Genomic DNA, 20,959 nt, shown 5'->3' on the forward strand with positions numbered 1-20,959 from the left:
AGGTATTTATGGACGATTTAAAGAAAATGGAAGAGCTAATTGCCATAATTGAAGATTTAAATTATCACTATTATACATTAGATGAGCCCAAGGTAAGTGACATAGAATATGACAAGTTGTATGATGAATTAGTAGAACTTGAAAAGAAAACAGGCATTGTTTTACCTTATTCGCCTACTCAAAGAGTAGGAGCTCAGATATTGGAAGGATTTCAAAAACACACTCATCTTTCGAGATTATGGAGTTTAGATAAGGTTAGAGACTACAGTGAATTGAGAAACTGGGCAAAAAAAATAGAGCAATTTGTAAATGAATACAACAACTCGAATGCTCAGAAATTACCTGAAGTATCATACGTACTTGAGTATAAATTTGATGGGCTCACAATCAATTTAACTTACGACAATGGAAATTTAATAGAGGCAGCTACGAGAGGAAATGGCGTGGTAGGTGAAGCCATTTTACCACAAGTAAAAACCATAAAATCTATACCTTTGAGAGTCAAATACAAATATAAATTTGAAGTTCAAGGGGAAGCTGTGATGCCTTTAAGTGCATTAGAGGAATATAACAAAACAGCCCCAGAACCATTAAAGAATGCTAGAAATGCTGCTGCGGGAGCACTTAGAAATTTAGATATAAATGAAACTAGGAGGAGGAATTTAAAAGCTCTGTTTTATAATGTCGGCTACATTGAGAATTTTGAATTTAATACTCATATGGAAATGATAAATTTTATTAAAGAAAACAGGATTCCTGTATTTGATTATATTAAATTATTTAAAGATATAGACGAATTAATTGAAGAAATTGAATTTCAAAAAGATCACAGAAAGACTTTAGATATATTGACTGATGGTATGGTAATAAAGATAAATGACTTACGTACTAGAGAAATATTGGGCAGTACAAATAAATTTCCACGGTGGGCAGTTGCGTATAAATTTGAGGCAGAAGAAGTTAGCACTAAGATAATAGGTGTAGAATGGAATGTAGGCAGAACAGCGAAAGTTACACCGACAGCTATATTGGAACCTGTTGAAATAGGCGGAGTGACTGTAAAAAGAGCAACATTAAACAATTATGATGATATAATAAGAAAAAAAGTAAGACTTGGGGGTAGAGTTTTAATTAGGCGATCAAATGATGTAATCCCTGAGATACTTGGAAGTTTACCCACAGAGGAGGCCACAGAAGAGATAGAAAAGCCAACTCACTGTCCAGCATGTGGGAGTGAACTAATCCAAAATGGAGTTCATATATTCTGCCCAAATTCAATTTCTTGTAAGCCTCAGCTAGTATCAAGACTTGTACATTTTGCTTCAAGAGACGCAATGAATATAGAAGGTTTTAGCGAAAAAACCGCTCAGATGTTTGTAGATATTTTAGGGATTACAGAATTATCACAAATATACGATGTAACTTATGAGGATTTATTAAAATTAAATGGATTTAAAGATAAAAAAGCTAAAAATTTACTCAATGCAATAAAGAAAAGCAAAGAAGTGACATTAGATTCGTTTATCTATGCTCTTGGCATAACAAATGTTGGAATTAAAACAGCCAGAGATTTGGCAGAGTATTTTAAATCATTAGATAAATTTATGAATGCAACATATGAAGAGCTTATAGCTATCAAAGACATTGGGGATGTAGTTGCAAATAATATTATAGAATTTTTACATGATGAAAAAATCAGGAATAGTTTAGGACGGCTTTTATCAAAAGGTATCAAGATAAAATCAGTCGAGGAGAATAGAAGAGAAGGCATATTTACAGGGAAAAAAATTGTAATAACTGGAAGTATAGAAGGTATAAAAAGGTCAGAACTTTCTGATATAATAAGAAAAATGGGTGGAGAAGTACAAAGCTCAGTAAGTAAACAAACGGATTATGTTGTTGTTGGCACTGACCCTGGAAGCAAATTAGATAAAGCAAGGGCACTTGGTATTGAAATAATTGATGAAGATAATATAAAATCTATAATTAATGATTACTTAAGAAAGGAGACTGAACAATGATAAGTAAAGAAGAAGTTAAAGACATTGCTCAAATAGCAAAGCTAAAATTTGATGATGACGAATTAGAGAGTTTTACAGAAAAGTTCTCGCTAGTATTAGATTTTGTTCATCATATAAATGTTGTAGACACAGATGGAGTTGAGCCTTGTTATGGAATCGGTGATGAAAATGGATTTTTTAAAGAATATGAAAAAGAACAGACTCTAGATAGGGAAGAGGTACTCAAAAATACAACTGAATCTGAATATGGTTACTTTAAAATACTCAAAGTAGTTGAATAGAAGGGGTGCGGGCATGGATATAACCAATTTAAAATCATGGGAGTTAAGAGATAAAATACTCAACAAAGAAATATCTTCATATGAAGTAACTGAAGCTTTTTTAGAGAAAATAGATGAAGTAGAAGATGAAATAAATGCTTTTATAACTATTGATGCGGATAGAGCTTTAGAGAAAGCAAAACAATTTGATCAAAAGCTCATGGAAGGAGAAGAGATTGGTATTTTAGCAGGCCTTCCTATAGCAATAAAAGATAATATTATGACAAGAAATTTAAGAACGACCTGTGCTTCTAAGATGCTTGAAAAATATATTCCTCCATATAATGCCACCGTAGTGGAAAAAATCACAAGAGAAGATGGAATAATCTTAGGCAAAACTAATATGGATGAATTTGCAATGGGGGGTTCTACAGAGACATCATATTTTGGCCCAACTAGGAATCCTAAAAATAAATCTTTTGTTCCTGGAGGTTCATCAGGAGGCTCTGCTGCTGCAATAGCTGCCCAAGAATCAGCACTTAGTTTAGGGACGGACACAGGAGGATCAATAAGACAACCGGCGAGTTATTGTGGAGTTGTTGGGATAAAACCAACATACGGACTTGTTTCAAGATATGGCGTTGTACCGATGTCGAACTCATTAGATCAAGTTGGTGTTTTTGGGAAAGATGTTAAAGATGCTTATATTGCACTAAAGAGTATAGTAGGGTATGATCCACTTGATGCTACTTCTTCTAAGAAAGCAAAATTAGAGGATATAAAGTTCGAAGAAATATCCTTAAAAGGATTAAAGATAGCTCTCCCTAAAGAGTATGATGAGCTTAGAGTAGAAGGAGATCAAGAGATAAGAGAAGTTTTTAAAAAAAGTTTAAAAGTATTTGAAGATAATGGGGCTACAATAGAGTATGTTTCATTACCTTATTTAAAATACGCACTAGAGACTTATTACTTAATTTCTACTGCAGAGGTTAGTACAAATCTTTCGAGATTTGATGGTATCAGATATGGACATAGAGCTTTAGATTATAATACTTTAGATGAATTATATATTAACTCAAGAACAGAAGGATTTGGTGAAGAAACCAAAAGAAGAATTATGATGGGAACTTATGCACTTTCCCAAGGATATAAAGATGAGCACTATAAAAAAGCTCTAAAGTTAAGGACACTCATAAAAAATGATTATGATAGAGTCTTTAGAAATTTTGATATTATATTATCTATAACTTCACCGATTTTACCATTTCCATTTGATTCAGTAATTAACTCTCCTGTGGATATGTATAAAGCAGATACTTATACAGTTCCAGTTAACTTAGCAGGACTATGCGCTATGAGCGTTCCGATGGGGGAAGTAGATGGTTTACCAGTTGGACTGCAGATAACAGCAAACAGGTTTGAAGAGAAGAAATTATTCACTGCAGCCTATGGCTTTGAAAGGAGTGCTAAATAATGAGCTATAAAACTCTGGTAGGGCTTGAGATACATGTAGAATTGATGACTGAAAGAAAGATGTTTTGTAATTGTAAAAATGAATTTGGGTCTATGCCAAATACAAATGTATGCCCAGTATGTTTAGGGCTTCCTGGAGCATTGCCCGTAATGGATAAGCAAGCTGTAAAGTACGCTATTATGGCTGGGATAGCTTTTAACTGTGAGATAGATAATACAATTATTATGGACAGGAAGAGTTATTTCTACCCTGACTTAACTAAAGGGTATCAAATATCCCAATCTGATTTTCCTCTGTGCAAAGGTGGATTCTTGGAAATAACTTTAAAAGAAGGCACTAAGAAAATTAGGTTAGAAAGAATTCACATAGAAGAAGATACAGGCAAACAAATCCATACAGATCATGGAACAACATTATTAGACTTCAACCGAAGTGGTGTCCCTCTAATAGAGATTGTAACAAAACCTGATATCAATTCAGCAGAAGAAGCAAGATTATTCTTAGAAAAGCTAAAAAACACTATCAAATACATTGGCATATCAGACGTAAAGATGGAAGAAGGGTCTTTAAGATGCGATGTTAACATAAATGTGGTAGATGAAGATAAAGGCATAAAATCTAATATATCAGAAATTAAAAATTTAAACTCTTTTAAATCAGTAGTTAAAGCAATAGAATATGAACAAGAAAGACATATAGCACTATTAGAAAGCGGGAAGAATACTGATAAAGAAACAAGGAGATTTAATGAGCTAACTGGAGAAACTATTTTAATGAGAAAGAAATTCCAAGCTTCAGATTATAGATATCAATTTGAAGCAGATTTAAGCAAAATAAAATTATCTGATGATTGGATAAAAGAGATAGAATCTACTATGCCAGAATTACCAGATCAAAAGAAAAAAAGATTTATAGAACAGTACAATATCACTGAATACGATGCATCGGTATTAACTCAGTCAAAAGAATTGTCTTTCTTTTTTGAAGAACTAGTAAGTCTCATCGAGGATTCTAAATTAGCAGCTAATTGGGTGATGACAGATGTAATGAGAAGATTAAATGAAGAGGACAAAGAAATAGCAAAATTAAATTTGTCTGCTCAGTCATTAGCAGAACTATTAAACTATGTAAAATCAGGCAAAATAAACAATAATACTGCAAAAAAAGTTCTTAGAGAAATGCTAGAAACTAATAAAACTGCTAGCTTTATAATAGAAAAAAATGGACTTATTCAAATAAGTGATGAAGATGAGCTTGAAAAAATAATAGATGAAGTAATAAAAGAGAATCAGCAGTCTATTGAAGATTTTAAGAATGGTAAAGACCGAGCATTAGGATTTTTGATGGGGCAAATAATGAAAAAAACTAAGGGAAAAGCAAATCCTAACACTGCTAATAAAATATTAATAGACAAAATAAATGGAAATTAGTCTTCCATTTATTTTGATATTATAAAAAATAGGAGGGATTTTATGGTCAAAAAACGAAGTTTAACTACTAAAATTCTCGTATCATTAGTATTGGGACTCATTGTTGGAATAATCGTTTATCAATTGCCGGCCTCTAGTTTTAAGGAAACTGTTCTCATTAATGGGATATTCCAGTTATTAGGCCAAGTTTTCTTAAGGGCAATTATGATGGTAGTCATTCCATTGGTATTTGTTTCATTGGTAAATGGTGCTGCTAATATGGGAGACATCAAAAAATTAGGAAGAGTTGGAGTAAAGACCATAATTTTTTATCTTACAACCACAGCATTAGCTGTAACACTAGCTTTAGCATTGGGCTATTTCTTAAAGCCTGGCAGTGGATTGGATATGGGAAGCGTTTCTTCTGTAGAAGTGACGGTAGCAGAGAAAACGCCACTTATTCAAGTGCTTTATGAGATGATACCAAATAACATAATCGCTGCTATGGCTAATGGAAATATGCTCCAGATAATCATATTTGCATTGGTTACAGGAGTTGCCCTCTCTATAATAGGAGATAGAGCAAAAACATTATTAAAAATCTTTGATGAACTCAACGAACTCGTGATGAAACTTGTTGAGATTGTAATGTTATTTGCACCTTTTGGAGTATTTGGACTTATAGCTAGGACTTTTTCCACTGCTGGATATTCTGCTATGATACCGCTGTTAAAGTTTATTTTAGTTGTTTATTTAGGACTGATAATTCATATGGTAGTAGTATATGGATTTCTTCTAAAAGGTTTAGGAAAGCTAAGTGTAACAAAATTTTTCAAGAAATTTTCACCTGCGATGTTTGTAGCTTTTTCTACGGCAAGTAGCTCTGCTACCATACCATTTTCTCTAGACATATGTGAAAACAAAATAGGCATATCTAAAGATATTGCATCTTTTACAATCCCTTTAGGAGCAACAGTAAATATGGATGGTACTGCGATAATGCAAGGAGTAGCAACTTTTTTTGTAGCACAAGTTTATGGTATGGATTTGTCATTTTCAGCAATGCTTACAGTTATATTAACTGCTACACTGGCATCAATTGGAACTGCTGGAGTACCAGGGGCAGGAACGATAATGCTATCGATGGTACTTCAATCTGTTGGACTACCACTTGAAGGAATCGGACTTATCATGGGTATTGATAGAATTGTAGATATGGGAAGGACTGCAGTAAATGTTACTGGAGATGCAGTTTGTACGACTATTATTGCAAAACAAGAGAATGAGTTGAATGAAGAAATATTTAATTCATAAGAAGCTGATTTTCAGCTTCTTTTTTTAAAAATGGGGTATACATTGATGGAGGAGGTGAAGTTATGAAAAAACTAAAAATTGATTTTTTTCACGATGTATTATGAGCATGGTGTTATGCACTTTCGCCTAGGTTCAGGCAATTAAGAAAAGATTTTATAGAAGATGGAATTGAACTTGATATTTATCATCATAGTTTTGCATTAGCAAAAGAAAAAGTTGATCTATCTAAAATGTTTGGGGACAAAGAAAGAGCAAAAAAAGAGATTTTAGAGCATTGGAAAGCTGCAAATGATAATTCAGATGAAAAACTCATTAATTACGAGCTTATGGCAACACGTACCCATGATTACCCATATTCAATGCCAGGTCTTATAGCTTGCGAAGCTGCAGCTATTATGGGAGGAGAAGAAACCCATTGGGACTATTTTGATAGAATACAAAAAGCACATTTAACAGAATGCTTGGATATAACGACAGAAGAAGTTCAAATAATGTGTGCGAAGGATATAGGGTTAGATGAAAATGCTTTTAGAAAATTGCTAAATGATGAAAAAACAAAACAATTAGTTGAGCAAAATTTAGAGCTCGCTAGGGACTGGGGAATAACTGGTGTTCCAAGCCTTGTAATAGATGAAAAATATCTAATATCTGGGGCTTTGAAAAAAGAATCCTTGAAAAAACAACTATTAAAAATTGCAAACGAAGAAATGCTTTAATAAATATGCTCCTTCTAATTATTAAAATACTTAAATATCGAAAGAATAATACGATATATAAAGTATAATGATATTTTAGGAGGAGCTTATTTATGGGAACAGTAGAAAAAGACACTAAAGGGAAGAAAAAGGGAAAAGTGGAAAAGTCAATAAAAACGAGATATTAGATAACACACAAAGCATTTCCTCGGTATCTCAAGAGATTAGCGCAAGCACAGAAGAACTCTCTGCGTCAACTTAAGAAGTGACATCAGTTACTAGCAACTTCTTAGAATATGCAGATAAATTAAAGGGCTTAGCAAATGAACTTAGTAAATTAATAGAAATATTTAAGATTTAGAGCTAGATTATCTAGCTCTTTCTTGTTGTATAAGTGTATAATAAATCTATGAGAATTATTTGCATGAGGAGGAGTAATATTGGAAATTGGCAAGTTACCAAATGAAGTCTTAGAGGAGATAGTCATAAATAACATTAAATATAAAAGACAAGAAGTATTATTAGGATCTAAAGTTGGAGAAGACACTGGAATTGTTGATTTTGGTGACGATTATTGTGTTGTAAGCACAGACCCAATAACGGGAGCCACTAAAAATCTAGGGAAACTCGCTGTATATGTAACTTTAAATGATGCAGCTACGAAGGGAGCTGAACCTATAGCTTTACTCATAACACTTTTATGCCCAGTTGACATAAAAAAAGAAGAAATAGACTTAATCATGAAAGAAGCTTCTGAGACTGCTAAAGAAGAAAAAGTTGAAATCATTGGTGGACATACAGAAATAACAGATGCTGTAAATAGAGTAATCATAAATTCAACAGTTTTAGCAAGATTAAAAAAGCGATATTTGACTGACTATAATGACATAAGGATAGGGGATAAATTGATAGTCACTAAATATCTAGGATTAGAAGGAACAAATATATTAGTAAATGAGCTAGGAGAGAAAGCTTTCGACATTTTGACAAAAGATGAAATAGAACTATCTAAACAGATTATACACAATATATCTGTAGTGAAAGAAGGCAAAATTGGTAAAGAAAATGGAGCATTATATATGCATGACATCACTGAGGGAGGTTTATATGGAGCTGTTTGGGAAGCTTCAAATGCTATTGGAAAAGGCATTATAATTTATGAAGAAAAAATTCCTCTGCTAAAGGTAACTAGGAAAATATGTGATGCATTTGAATTAAATCCTTTTAAGTTTATATCAAGTGGAAGCATGCTCATGATAGTGCCAAAAGAGAGACTAGATGAAATACTCTTTTCATTAGAAAAGGATAATATATTAGCAACATGTATTGGAGAAATAGTTGAAGAAGGGGTAGTATCTATAAAAGAAGGCTTGGAAAAACCAATAGAGTCACCAAAAAGCGATGAGCTTTACAAAGCTCTTAAACAGATAAAATGATGTTACATTATCATTACAAATTGTCAAATTGCTTGAAAGCTATATATTAAAGTGATATATATAAACTAAAGAAGGCAGTTGGCTATTTGGTTAAGAAATGGAAGGAGTATAGACATGAAGAGAAGACATATTGCTTTATTTCTGATTATGTTTTTGTTGGCTTTTAATAAAAGTGCATATGCGAGTGAGTTTTTTAACGTTGGCATGGATGGAAATAACTTAAAAGTTAGGCAGGTTTCTGTACTTTTAGATGGCAATAGATTAGATTCTGAAGTTCCGTCATTTATCGTTGGAAATAGGACTTTAGTACCTATTAGATTTATAGCAGAGGACTTTGGCGCAATGGTAAATTGGGAAGAAAAGACAAAAACAGTAACCGTAGTAGATGGGCCAACAGTTGTCATTTTAACTGTAGATAGCAATAAAGTATTAGTCAACGGAGTAGAACGAATTCTAGACGAATACTCTATACCAAAACTAGTTACATATAATATTGACGGCAAACCAGATGCAAGAACTATGGTACCAGTTAGATTTATTTCAGAAGTATTAGGTTACGAGGTCGGCTGGGATCCAGAGAACTATACTGCTAAAATAAACACATCAACTGTAGTGAATATAACAAATATTAGAACAGTTTATGACTCAAATGGAAATCATCAAATTGCTATAGACAGTGACCAAAAATTAAATTATGAGGTAAGCTATGATTCTATAAATAAGAAATATAACATTGAATTTATAAACGCTAAATTAAACATATCTGGAAACAATCAGACCACATTTGAAAATGAAGTTGGTGGAACTTTTATTCAAAGGATATTTTCTCAGCAAACATCACTTCCTCCAAATCCTTATAAAGTCAGTTTAAGTATTGTGATGAATGATGAAGGCAAAGAGATTTTCAATACTACATCAGATGAGAGATCGTTGATTGTTTCGTTTGAACCCAACAAACCAGTTCCTACTATAAATAACATAACTAACATAAGCTTAGGTTTTATAGATGGCAAAGAAGCAGTTGTGTTGAAAGGTGTAAAAGGAAATGATTATAAAAGCTTCATATTAGATAATCCAACAAGATATGTTTTAGATCTGAAAGATACAACACTACTAGGTAATCTATATCAAACTTTTGATTACAAATTAGGATTTATCAATTCGGTTAGGGTTTCACAATTTACACCTGATGAAAACTATGATCCTAATGATAAGATAGTAAGAGTAGTATTAGATATAAACTCTGGTGTAAGCCCAAAAGTAAATATAGTTTTTAAAGACGATGAGATTTACTTAGTGCCAGAGAATACTCTTTTTAACTATATAGATTACAATGCTCATTCTTCATCTTTTGATTTTTCTATACCTTCAATGGCTTTAAATTCTGTAATAACAGATTATGTTGAGCCAAAAAACCAGCTAATATTGTCTTTTGACAATGGGCTGATAGATATTCCAATTGGAAAATACAACATTAACGATAATTTTATAAGCACTATAGAAATCGAGAAAACACTAAATACAACCATTATAACAATGAATTTAAATAAAAAGATAAGTTACAATCTAGATACAAATAGTTCTTTCTTTAAAATCAATGTGAAATCAGAGGATACTATTCCAACAAATCCGTCAGGGAAGACAATCGTCATTGATGCTGGACATGGTGGGAAGGATCCTGGAGCTTTATCAATCTTAGGGTTTAAAGAAAAAGATATTAATTTATCTATAGCACTAAAACTAGAAAATGCTTTAAGGCAAAAAGGATACAATGTGATTATGACAAGAAATAATGATACTTATGTTGATCTATATGAAAGGCCAAAGATTGCAAATCAAGTAAAAGCTGATCTGTTTATAAGTATACATTGCAATTCAACTCTTTTAAGTTCAGTAAATGGGTTAGAAATACTTTATTGCCCTGCAACAGAAAGTCAATATAAAACAGTAGATCAGTATCCTTTGGCAAAATCCATTCATGACTCGATTATAAGCTCTACAGGAATAAATTCAAGAGGGATAAAGAAAAGATCAGATTTGGCAGTATTGAGATTGACTGAAATGCCTGCAGTACTCATAGAAACTGCTTTTTTATCAAACGCAGATGATTCTCAAAAATTAATTCAAGACTCATTTCAGGAAAAAGTTGTTCAGGGTATTGTAAATGGGGTTGAACAATATATAAATCAGTATTAAAATAAGGGAAGGGATACCTTCCCTTTATTAATTGAAAGGAGATTTATAAATTGGAAGCTTTTTTGGGATATGCACTTATTTTTTTTGCTAGAGTACTAGATGTTTCTCTTTCTACTGTAAGAACTTTGATGGTTGTTCAAGGTAGAAAAATCCAAGCTGCAGCAATTGGATTTTTTGAGGTTGGGGTCTATGTTACAGTACTAGGAAAAGTTGTCAATAGCTTAGACAATCCTTTAAATTTACTTGCTTACTGTCTTGGATTTGCTGCGGGAAATTATGTAGGTATAACAATAGAAAATAAAATAGCACTAGGAAATCTATCAGCACAAATTATTCCTGGGGAAGACACTAAGAATGAGCTTTTGGAAGCATTAAGAGCGAATGGTTTTGGAGTAACAGTTCTTGTAGGAGAAGGATTAAAGGGGAGCAGAGAAATATTCAATGTTGTACTAAATAGAAAAGACTTAAGAAAGCTTAGAGAAATTGTCGAAAATATAGATAAAGAAGCATTCTTAACAGTAAACAACATAAGTCCTATAAGAGGTGGATACTTTAATGCAACTAAAAAATAAATCTCCTTACTGGAGATTTTTTTCATATGGGATTATTAAAATATTGAGGAGAGATAAAATTGAGAATTGATAATAGAAATTATGATGAAATGAGAAAGATAAATATAACAAGAGACTATTTAATGCACCCTTATGGTTCTGTTTTAATCGAAGTGGGAAATACAAAAGTAATATGTACTGCGATGATTGAAGATAAGGTTCCTATATTCTTAAGAAATAGTGGTATGGGCTGGATAACAAGTGAATATTCTATGCTGCCAGCCAGTACAGCAGTGAGAAAAGTAAGAGACTCAGTAAAAGGCAAAATAGATGGCAGAAATCAAGAAATACAAAGGCTTATAGGAAGATCTTTAAGAAACGTAGTAGATTTGAAAAAACTTGGAGAAAGAACAATTTGGATAGATTGCGATGTTATACAGGCTGATGGTGGGACGAGGACAGCTTCAATAACAGGAGCATATATTGCTATGGTAGATGCTTTGGTTAAGAAATTTAAAAATGATGATGAATATTTTCCGGTTAACGATTATTTAGCCGCAGTAAGTGTAGGAATTATTGAAAGCGGGCCAGTATTAGATTTGTGTTATGAAGAAGACTTTAAAGCACTAGTTGATATGAATGTTGTTATGACAGGTAAATGTGAATTTGTCGAAATACAAGGAACTGGAGAAAATAAATCTTTTTCAAGGAATGAATTAAATGAGCTTTTAGATTTAGCGACAAAAGGGAACAATGAAATTATAGATCTAGAAAAAAGCATATTTGGGGAAATAAACAAATATATAGGTGATAAATAATGAAAAAATTGGTACTGGCAACAGATAATGAAAACAAAATAAATGAAATTAAAGATATTTTAAGTGATTTACCAATAGAGATTTTATCCAAGGCTGAGATAGGTTTAGAAAATTTAAAAGTAATAGAAGATGGAAAAACCCTAATAGATAACAGCCTAAAAAAAGCGAGGGAAATCTCAAAGCACACTGACTATCTAGTAGTGGCTGATGATACGGGATTGTTTGTAGAAAAACTTGATGGCAATCCAGGAGTATATTCATCAAGATATGCAGGAGAAGACGGCAATGACAAGAAAAATGTGGAATTACTTCTTAAAAATTTAAACGGAGAAGAAAGCAGAGCTTATTTCGAAACTGTTATTTGTCTAATCACAGAGGATAAAAAAGAGTATATTGTATCTGGAAAATGTTTCGGAAAGGTATTGGCTACAGTAAGAGGGGAAAATGGGTTTGGATATGATCCTGTTTTTCTTCCAGATGGATTTGACAGGACATTTGCAGAATTAGGGAGTAAACAGAAAAATGAAATCAGCCACAGGAGAAAAGCTATTGAAAATTTAAGAGAAATTTTAATTCAATTACTAGGTGAGAAAGATGAAAATACTTGTGGTAAGTGATACTCATAGAAGAATATCATCATTGATAAAAACAGTTGAAAATGAGAAATTTGATAAGCTGTTTTTTTTAGGAGATGATGTAGAAGATGGTGAAGAAATAGCAAATAGATTAAATATAATAGAAAAATACATCGTGCGAGGCAATGGAGACTTTTATGCAAATTACCCTGACAAAATAGTTGTAGAAATACTTGGACACAGGATGCTATTAGTTCATGGGCACAAGGAGAATGTTAAATTAGATTTAAAGCAACTTATGGTCTTAGCTAAGAAAGAAAATGCTGAATCAGTTTTTTTTGGGCATACACATATTGCCTTAATAGATAGAGTGGAGAATATTCTGTTTTTAAATCCAGGCAGTACAACATTTCCGCGAGGAATGGATTATAAAAAGACTTTTGCTGTATTAGATGTAACCAAAGAACATATTTGGGCAGATATAAGGAATATTTCAAAATGATTTCATAGGCATAATTTTTAGAAAACTCATAAAAATTATATTTTGATTAATTAGAAAATTCGTGTTATAATTTAAAAGCATGGAATTATTTGATTTGTGTTTGATTTAAAAAGTAGTTTACTTTTAAATAAAATTCTAGTTAGGGGGAATGCATGTTGAAATCGTATTCAACAGATAAGATTAGAAATGTATCTTTATTAGGGCACAGTAGCAATGGTAAGACAACGTTGACTGAAGCTCTACTATTTCAAGCAGGGGTAACAACTAGACAAGGGAAAGTAACAGAAGGAAACACAATGTCAGATTTTGATAAACAAGAGATAGCTAGGAAGGTATCAATAGCTACTTCTATAATTCCAGTTGAATGGAATAATATAAAAATAAATGTACTTGACACACCAGGGTATTTTGACTTTATTGGTGAAATGTATGGTGCAAAAAGGGCATCGGAAAGCTCTGTGCTACTAGTAGATGCATCTGCTGGTATAGAAGTAGGTACAGAGAAAGCTTGGAAGAATGTAGAAAAATACAAGACTCCTAGGATGATTTATGTAAATAAGATGGATAAAGAAAATATCAACTTTGACAAATTAGTTGAAGATTTACAATCTACATTTGGAGAGAAAATTATACCTTTTGCTTTTCCTATTGGAGAAGCTGAGAACTTTAAAGGCTTTGTCAGTGTAATTGATGAGAAAGCATATGAATACTCTGGCAAGACTAGAAAAGAAGTAGAACTGACAGATGATCAAATGCAAAGAATAGAAGAAATTAAAGAAAAAATAAAAGAAATAATAGCTGAAACTGATGAAGCTTTAATGGAAAAATACTTTGATGGTGGTGATTTTACACCTGATGAAATAGAAAAGGGAATAAAGTTAGCTGTTAAATCAACAGATTTGGTACCACTCATATTAGGTTCTGCGGAAAAGACAATCGGAGCAGACTATCTAATGGATTTGATCATAAAATACATGCCTTCTCCTGCTGACATGGAAAGTGTAACAGGTAATTGGAATGATAAAGAGATCGTGAGAAAGATTGACGTAAATGAACCTTTTTCTGCTGTTGTATTTAAGACCATTGCAGACCCATTTGTTGGGAAAATCTCGATCTTTAAAGTACTATCAGGAAAAATCACAAAAGATACAGAAGTATTCAATTCTACAAAGGAGAAAAGTGAAAAGCTAGGTGGTTTATTCTTTTTAAGGGGTAAAAACCAGATTGAAGCCACTGAAATTTTAGCAGGGGATATAGGAGCAACTTCAAAGTTAAATTATACTCAAACAGGAGACACCTTGTGTGATAAAAATAATCCTATAGTGTATGAAACAATAAGTTATCCTCAACCTACACTTTTTATGGCGATAGAGCCTAAAAATAAAGGCGATGAAGAAAAAATTTCAGCTTCATTGTCAAAATTGATGGAAGAAGATCCTACATTCCTTATACAGAGAAATTCCGAAACCAAACAATTATTAATTGGTGGTCAAGGAAATGTACAATTATCAGTTATAGTAGATAAATTGAAACAGAATTTTGGAGTAGATGTTGTATTAACTAGTCCTAAAATTGCATATAGAGAAACCATAAAAGGAACAGCATCAGTACAAGGTAAACATAAAAAACAATCCGGTGGAGCTGGGCAATATGGTGATGTTCATATCAGGTTTGAACCATGTGAAGAAGACTTTGTTTTTGCTGAAGAAATATTCGGAGGTTCTGTACCGAGAAACTTTTGGCCAGCTGTTGAAAAGGGAATAAGAGAGTCTTTAGAACATGGAGTATTAGCAGGGTATCCAGTGGTAAATGTTAAAGCGGTTTTATTTGATGGCTCTTATCATGAGGTTGATTCAAATGAAATGGCATTTAAAATAGCAGCTTCATTAGCATTTAAAAAGGGGATGGAAGCCGCGAAACCAGTTTTACTAGAGCCTATAGTTAGGGTAGAAATTGTAATCCCAGAGGAATACATGGGAGATGTAATGGGAGATATGAACAAGAGAAGAGGCAGGATTTTAGGTATGGAACAACTACCAGATGGAAGCCAAAAAATAGTAGCTGAAGCACCTCATGCTGAAATGTTTGAATATGCCATTGATTTAAGAGCTATGACTCAAGCAAGAGGAAGTTTTACTATGGAATTTGCAAGATATGAAGAAGTACCTGCTATGATAGCAGAAAAAATAATTGAGAAAGCTAAAAAAGAAAAAGAAAATCATTAAAAGGTGGAGTTTCCACCTTTTTTGACTATATAAAACTTCTAAAAAATAATTGATTTAATTAAAGAAACTGTGGTATAATTACGGTGACAATTACAAAAGAGTTTTTGTTTTGTAAACTGTCAAACGATAAAGGCAAACCTACTGAAAGGTAGGGACGCAAAGCTATAGGGCCTTAAAAGGCAGCCAGTTACCGAAAGGAGAGTTTACTATGTCCAAAAAACTCGTTTGTTTATTTTTGTGTGTGCTTATAATTTTTAGTTTACATGGGGTGGTTTCAGCGAGTTCTGATTTTAACACAACGATTTTGGGGAATAGAATAAAAGTAGAATCAGCTGAATATGGCGAAGGCATGAGATTGATGGTTCAATATGGCAATAGTAAGTATTATTACAGCATGAAGAACAATATTGAATATCTGCCAATTCAATTAGGCAAAGGAACCTATGAGGTTAAGTTATTAAAAAATATTGAGGGAAATAGATATAGCGTTGTTGACAAAGAATATTTAAATATAACTGAAGTCCCACAGGATGTATACTTATCTTCTTCACAACCTGTTGTTTGGGAAAACAATGAAGAACTTTTAGTTTTAGCCAAAGAAATAATAAAAGATAAGAACACCGATGAAGAAAAAGTAAAAGCTGTTTATGAATATATAGTAAGCAATATAAAATATGATAAGTTAAAGATTGAAAATTTACCAGATGATTATGTTCCTGATTTAACTACAATTGTTAATGATAAAAAAGGAATATGTTATGATTATTCGGCTTTGTTTGCAGGTATCTTAAGATCAGAAGGCATTCCTACAAAATTGGTAAAAGGCTATAAAAGTGATTTGAAAAACTATCATGCATGGAATGAAGTATATCTCGATGGAGAGTGGCATATAGTGGATACCACGTATGATAGTGCATATGTCAGTAGAAGACTTAAAACCTCTATGTTTAAATTAGATTCAGATTACAATAAAATTAGAGAATATTAATTAAGCCGAAAGGCTTAATTTTTAGACTTAAAAGACAAAGATAGTCAAAGTCAGGAGGTGAACGCCATGGCTGGTTTAAGTAATCTTATAGAAGAATTCATTAAAAATTTAATAGATGAAATGAATGGTGTTGTTGAAATTCAAAGAAATGAGCTAGCCAGCTATTTCGATTGTGCTCCATCTCAAATTAATTACGTATTAAGCACTAGATTTACTCCGTATAAAGGTTATTATATAGAGAGTAAAAGAGGTGGAGGTGGGTATATAAAAATAGTAAAGGTTGATTTAAATGAGAGCAATGGTTTCGATTTTGAGCATATAATAAATGATTTGATTGGCGATTCTATAACAGAAGCTAAAGCAATTGACATAATTGAAACATTTTATGAAGAGGGGCTCATTTCGAAAAAAGAAGCTAATACAATTAAAGCTGCTATTAGCGACAGAGCTTTCGGAACACTGATAGAGGATAGAAATAGGCTGAGAGCTAATATATTAAAAAATGTAATATTAATACTTGTAGAATAGAGGGATATTATGATTTGTGAATCATGTAATAAAAGAGAAGCGAAAATACATTATAAGTCAGTAATAAATGGAGTAGTTACGGAACACCATCTATGTGAGATTTGTGCTGCAGGATATAAGGAAGATTTAATCAATAAATTTCCACTTCATAAATTATTTAGTAGCATTTACTCAAGCCCAGATGTTACATGCCCTAATTGTGGATTAAGTTATGAAAAATTTAGATCTACTGGTAAACTTGGGTGTTCAGAATGTTACGAAGCATTTGGTGATGATTTAAAAAACATGATTAAGGGTATACATGGACATACTAAACACAATGGGAAAATGCCAAAACGGGCATATCCGTTATTAAAACTAGAAATAGATATTGATAAGCTTACTGCTGAACTTGATAGAGCTATAAGAAATGAAGAATATGAAAAAGCTGCTCTGTTGAGAGATGAAATAAAAGACTTAAAAATTAAATTGGATTTAGTTAACAGGAGTGATAAAAATGACAAAATGGATTAAGGATAGTGAAGAAGATCCTGTTGTAATCAGCTCAAGGATAAGACTTGCGAGAAATTTAAAAAATGATACTTTTCCATTATATTCTTCAAAAGAAGAAGCAGCAAATACTTTAGAAAAAATACAAGAAGTTGTGCAAGAAATTTTTTCTGATGGAGAGTATGAGTTTTACAATCTTGAGCAACTAGAACCACGGGATAGAATGAGATTTATGGAAAACCATCTAATCAGTCCAGGCTTGGTTGAACAAACAGGTAAGAGTGCTTTTTATCTAAGAAATGATGAAAGAGCTACTATAATGATAAATGAGGAAGATCATCTGAGATTGCAAACATTGCTTCCGGGATTAAGGCTAAATGAAGCATGGGAAGAATGTGAACAAATAGATGATTATCTGGAATCTAAATTAGATTATGCATTTCACCCTGAATATGGATATTTAACATCGTGTCCCACGAATGTAGGGACTGGGTTGAGAGCATCAGTTATGCTTCATTTGCCAGCAATGACTATGACGGGATATATTATGGGTTTAATGGATGCTTTAAAGAGAATTGGATTAACCATAAGAGGAATATATGGAGAAGGGACAGAAGCTGTAGGGCATTTATATCAAATATCAAATCAATTGACATTAGGAGAAACTGAACAGGAAATAATTAAAAAAATCGATGAAATAGCTACAGAAGTTAAAAATAGAGAGAAAAATACTAGAAACTTTATAATGGAAAATAGAAAAATTGAAATTGAAGATAAAGTTTATCGAGCAATTGGGATTGTACAAAACGCTAGAATGATAACTTCCAATGAAGCTATGGAACAAATATCCATTGTAAAACTTGGAGCAGATTTAGGGTTGATTGAAGGTGAAAAATACAACAATCTTATTGAATTGATGATGAATATAAAGCCTGGTAATATTCAATACAGGTCAAATAAGACTATGGATAGAACAGAAAGAGATGTATTAAGAGCAAATATTATAAGAGAATATTTTAGATGAGGAGGTTCTCGTATGGGAATGAATGGAAGATTTACTGAAAGTGCACAAAAAGCAATACTATTAGCACAAGAAGAAGCCAAGAAATTTAATCATAATTATATAGGTACAGAGCATTTGTTATTAGGGTTAATAGCAGAAGACCAAGGGCTTGCTGCAACAACTTTAAAAGAATTTGGGATCACTTTAGATAAAATTAGAGCTGAAGTGTACACGATAGTAGGCATGGGGGAAGAAGGATCTGAAGTTTTGGGGTACACTCCAAGAACTAAGAGAGTATTTGAATTGTCTTTTCAAGAAGCTAGAAATTTAGGTCATAATTATGTAGGAACTGAACACATATTATTAGCTTTAATAGTTGAAGGCGAAGGAATAGCAACTACGATTTTGAAACGACTTGGAGTAGATCCACAAAAGTTAGCACAGAGGATTGTTGCGAAGATAACAGATCCAACTAATTATAATAAAAACTCTCAAGAGGAGAAAGAAACACCAAATCTTGAAAAATACACTGTGGATTTAAATAAAATGGCAGAAAACGGCGAAATTGATCCTGTCATAGGCAGATCTAAAGAGATAGAAAGAGTTATTCAAGTCTTAAGTAGGAGAACTAAAAATAATCCTGTGCTCATAGGTGAGCCCGGTGTTGGGAAGACTGCTATAATTGAAGGTTTAGCTCAAAAGATAGTCGAGGGTAATGTACCAGATGTTATAAAAGACAAGAGAATATTGACTTTAGATTTACCAGGGTTGATAGCTGGAGCAAAATACAGAGGGGAATTTGAAGAAAGACTAAAAGCTGTCATGAAAGAATTAAAAGAAGCTGGAGATGTGATTTTATTTATAGACGAACTTCATACAATTGTAGGAGCAGGTGCTGCTGAAGGAGCAATTGATGCATCAAATATATTAAAACCAACCCTTGCAAGAGGTGAGCTTCAAATAATTGGTGCTACAACAATTGATGAATATAGAAAATATATTGAAAAAGATTCGGCACTTGAAAGGAGATTACAACCCATAATGGTTGATGAGCCTAGCGTAGAAGACACAATAAAAATACTTCAAGGTTTAAGAGATAGGTATGAAGCTCATCATGGCGTAAAAATAACCGATGATGCTATTCAAGCAGCAGCGGAACTATCGTATAGATATATTACTGATAGATTTTTGCCTGACAAAGCTATTGATTTAATCGATGAAGCTGCATCTAAATTAAGAGTTAATAACTATGTGCCTCCATTGGAATTGAAAACATTGGAAGAGAGGCTTGAAGAGTTGCAACACGAGAAAGAAGAAGCTATAAATACTCAGAATTTTGAGAAGGCAGCAAGAATTAGAGATGAAGAAAAGTCGATAAAAGAAGAAATGGAAAAGAAGAAAATCCAATGGGAGAAAAAAAGACACGAAACAAATCTAGTAGTTGGATACAACGAGATAGCAGAGATTGTATCCCAATGGACAGGAGTTCCTGTAACAAATATGACTACTGAGGAAAGCGAAAGATTATTAAACTTAGAAAAAGAACTTCACAAGAAAGTAGTCGGACAAGATCAAGCAGTAGAAGCAGTGTCAAGGGCAGTACGAAGAGCTAGAGTGGGGTTAAAAGATCCTAACAAACCAATTGGTAGCTTTATATTTGTTGGTCCTACGGGTGTGGGAAAAACTTATCTAGCAAAAGCTTTAGCTAAAGCACTGTTTGGTGATGAAGATGCTATGATAAGGATAGATATGAGTGAGTATATGGAAAAACACTCTGTATCAAGACTTGTTGGGTCCCCTCCTGGCTATGTAGGATATGAAGAAGGAGGACAACTTACAGAAGCTGTTAGAAGAAAACCTTATTCAGTGGTTTTATTTGATGAGATAGAAAAAGCTCACCCAGATGTATTTAACATGCTTTTACAAATTCTTGACGAAGGTAGGCTTACTGACTCTAAAGGAAGAACAGTGGATTTTAAAAACACAGTCATCATCATGACATCAAATGTAGGAGCAACATCTATTAAGAAACAAAATATACTCGGGTTTTCAACCGGAGAGGAATCAGATAAAAAAGAATATGAAAAGATGAAAGAAATAATAACTGAAGAGTTAAAACGAACATTCAGACCAGAATTTTTAAATAGAATTGATGAAGTGATAGTTTTCCACGGACTTGAAGAAGGACAAATTTTTGCAATAGTTGATTTGATGGTTAAAGAATTGGAAGAAAGATTAGGAAAATTAGGTGTGAGAGTAAAAATATCAGAGGACACAAAGAAATATATCGCAGAACAAGGTTTTGATTCCGTATTCGGAGCAAGACCACTTGAGAGAACAATAAGAAAAATGATAGAAGATAGACTTGCAGAAGAAATCTTAAAAGGCAATATTCATATAGATGATGAAGTTGAAATAGATTATGATGGTGAGAATTTAGTTTTTAAAAAGACAGCATTAAAACAATAATTTGGA

General features: G+C 32.7%; 17 protein-coding genes, 2 pseudogenes and 1 riboswitch. All 19 genes and pseudogenes read left to right on the plus strand.

Annotated elements, in window-relative coordinates; all coding sequences use genetic code 11:
• Window positions 1-8 precede the first annotated feature (8 nt).
• The 19 genes and pseudogenes from ligA to E4100_RS01235 all read left to right on the plus strand — a co-directional run bounded on the left by ligA (window position 9) and on the right by E4100_RS01235 (window position 20,953).
• Window positions 9-2,021 carry an NAD-dependent DNA ligase LigA gene (gene ligA / locus E4100_RS01150; protein WP_135270009.1) on the plus strand — a complete coding sequence of 671 codons (2,013 nt, stop codon included), beginning with the start codon at window positions 9-11 and terminating at the stop codon, window positions 2,019-2,021.
• Window positions 2,018-2,302 carry an Asp-tRNA(Asn)/Glu-tRNA(Gln) amidotransferase subunit GatC gene (gatC, locus tag E4100_RS01155; RefSeq protein WP_135270011.1) on the plus strand — a complete coding sequence of 95 codons (285 nt, stop codon included), beginning with the start codon at window positions 2,018-2,020 and terminating at the stop codon, window positions 2,300-2,302. The genes ligA and gatC overlap by 4 nt, the downstream gene beginning before the upstream one ends.
• 13 nt (window positions 2,303-2,315) lie before the next feature.
• Complete coding sequence (gene gatA, locus E4100_RS01160; RefSeq protein ID WP_135270013.1) at window positions 2,316-3,755, plus strand: Asp-tRNA(Asn)/Glu-tRNA(Gln) amidotransferase subunit GatA; 1,440 nt, start codon at window positions 2,316-2,318, stop codon at window positions 3,753-3,755.
• Window positions 3,755-5,185, plus strand: a complete 1,431-nt coding sequence (gene gatB / locus E4100_RS01165) for an Asp-tRNA(Asn)/Glu-tRNA(Gln) amidotransferase subunit GatB (RefSeq protein WP_135270015.1) — start codon at window positions 3,755-3,757, stop codon at window positions 5,183-5,185. The genes gatA and gatB overlap by 1 nt, the downstream gene beginning before the upstream one ends.
• 42 nt (window positions 5,186-5,227) lie before the next feature.
• Complete coding sequence (locus E4100_RS01170) at window positions 5,228-6,478, plus strand: dicarboxylate/amino acid:cation symporter (RefSeq protein WP_135270017.1); 1,251 nt, start codon at window positions 5,228-5,230, stop codon at window positions 6,476-6,478.
• Between the two features lie 119 nt (window positions 6,479-6,597).
• Window positions 6,598-7,194: pseudogene (locus E4100_RS01175) on the plus strand (DsbA family oxidoreductase); the annotation flags it as partial.
• A gap of 419 nt (window positions 7,195-7,613) precedes the next feature.
• Entirely contained in the window at window positions 7,614-8,609 is a 996-nt protein-coding gene (locus E4100_RS01180) for an AIR synthase family protein (RefSeq protein ID WP_135270020.1), read from the plus strand.
• Window positions 8,610-8,858: 249 nt separating this feature from the next.
• Window positions 8,859-9,275, plus strand: a pseudogene (locus tag E4100_RS09580) (copper amine oxidase N-terminal domain-containing protein); the annotation flags it as partial.
• A 213-nt stretch (window positions 9,276-9,488) separates the two neighbouring features.
• Complete coding sequence (locus E4100_RS09585) at window positions 9,489-10,805, plus strand: N-acetylmuramoyl-L-alanine amidase (RefSeq protein WP_425596607.1); 1,317 nt, start codon at window positions 9,489-9,491, stop codon at window positions 10,803-10,805.
• A 50-nt stretch (window positions 10,806-10,855) separates the two neighbouring features.
• Entirely contained in the window at window positions 10,856-11,377 is a 522-nt protein-coding gene (locus E4100_RS01190; protein WP_209315202.1) for a DUF2179 domain-containing protein, read from the plus strand.
• A 59-nt stretch (window positions 11,378-11,436) separates the two neighbouring features.
• On the plus strand, window positions 11,437-12,174 hold the full coding sequence (gene rph, locus E4100_RS01195) for a ribonuclease PH (protein WP_209315203.1): 738 nt from the start codon (window positions 11,437-11,439) through the stop codon (window positions 12,172-12,174).
• Window positions 12,174-12,791 carry an RdgB/HAM1 family non-canonical purine NTP pyrophosphatase gene (gene rdgB / locus E4100_RS01200; RefSeq protein WP_135270023.1) on the plus strand — a complete coding sequence of 206 codons (618 nt, stop codon included), beginning with the start codon at window positions 12,174-12,176 and terminating at the stop codon, window positions 12,789-12,791. The genes rph and rdgB overlap by 1 nt, the downstream gene beginning before the upstream one ends.
• A complete protein-coding gene (locus tag E4100_RS01205; protein ID WP_135270025.1) occupies window positions 12,769-13,251 on the plus strand; it encodes a YfcE family phosphodiesterase in 483 nt (160 codons plus the stop codon). The genes rdgB and E4100_RS01205 overlap by 23 nt, the downstream gene beginning before the upstream one ends.
• Window positions 13,252-13,406: 155 nt before the next feature.
• Window positions 13,407-15,476, plus strand: a complete 2,070-nt coding sequence (gene fusA, locus E4100_RS01210; RefSeq protein ID WP_135270183.1) for an elongation factor G — start codon at window positions 13,407-13,409, stop codon at window positions 15,474-15,476.
• A 121-nt stretch (window positions 15,477-15,597) separates the two neighbouring features.
• Window positions 15,598-15,671, plus strand: a riboswitch (cyclic di-GMP riboswitch).
• Window positions 15,672-15,684: 13 nt separating this feature from the next.
• Window positions 15,685-16,464: a transglutaminase-like domain-containing protein gene (locus E4100_RS01215; RefSeq protein ID WP_135270027.1), complete on the plus strand. Its 780-nt coding sequence runs from the start codon at window positions 15,685-15,687 to the stop codon at window positions 16,462-16,464.
• A 66-nt stretch (window positions 16,465-16,530) separates the two neighbouring features.
• Window positions 16,531-16,992: a CtsR family transcriptional regulator gene (locus tag E4100_RS01220; RefSeq protein ID WP_135270029.1), complete on the plus strand. Its 462-nt coding sequence runs from the start codon at window positions 16,531-16,533 to the stop codon at window positions 16,990-16,992.
• 9 nt (window positions 16,993-17,001) lie between these two features.
• On the plus strand, window positions 17,002-17,505 hold the full coding sequence (locus E4100_RS01225; protein ID WP_135270031.1) for a UvrB/UvrC motif-containing protein: 504 nt from the start codon (window positions 17,002-17,004) through the stop codon (window positions 17,503-17,505).
• Window positions 17,489-18,505 carry a protein arginine kinase gene (locus E4100_RS01230; protein WP_135270033.1) on the plus strand — a complete coding sequence of 339 codons (1,017 nt, stop codon included), beginning with the start codon at window positions 17,489-17,491 and terminating at the stop codon, window positions 18,503-18,505. Before E4100_RS01225 ends, E4100_RS01230 begins: the two co-directional genes overlap by 17 nt.
• Before the next feature lie 12 nt (window positions 18,506-18,517).
• Entirely contained in the window at window positions 18,518-20,953 is a 2,436-nt protein-coding gene (locus tag E4100_RS01235; protein WP_135270034.1) for an ATP-dependent Clp protease ATP-binding subunit, read from the plus strand.
• The last annotated feature ends 6 nt before the right edge of the window (window positions 20,954-20,959 follow it).

The sequence above is a fragment of the Soehngenia longivitae genome (assembly GCF_004684055.1).
Taxonomy (GTDB): domain Bacteria; phylum Bacillota; class Clostridia; order Tissierellales; family Tissierellaceae; genus Soehngenia; species Soehngenia longivitae.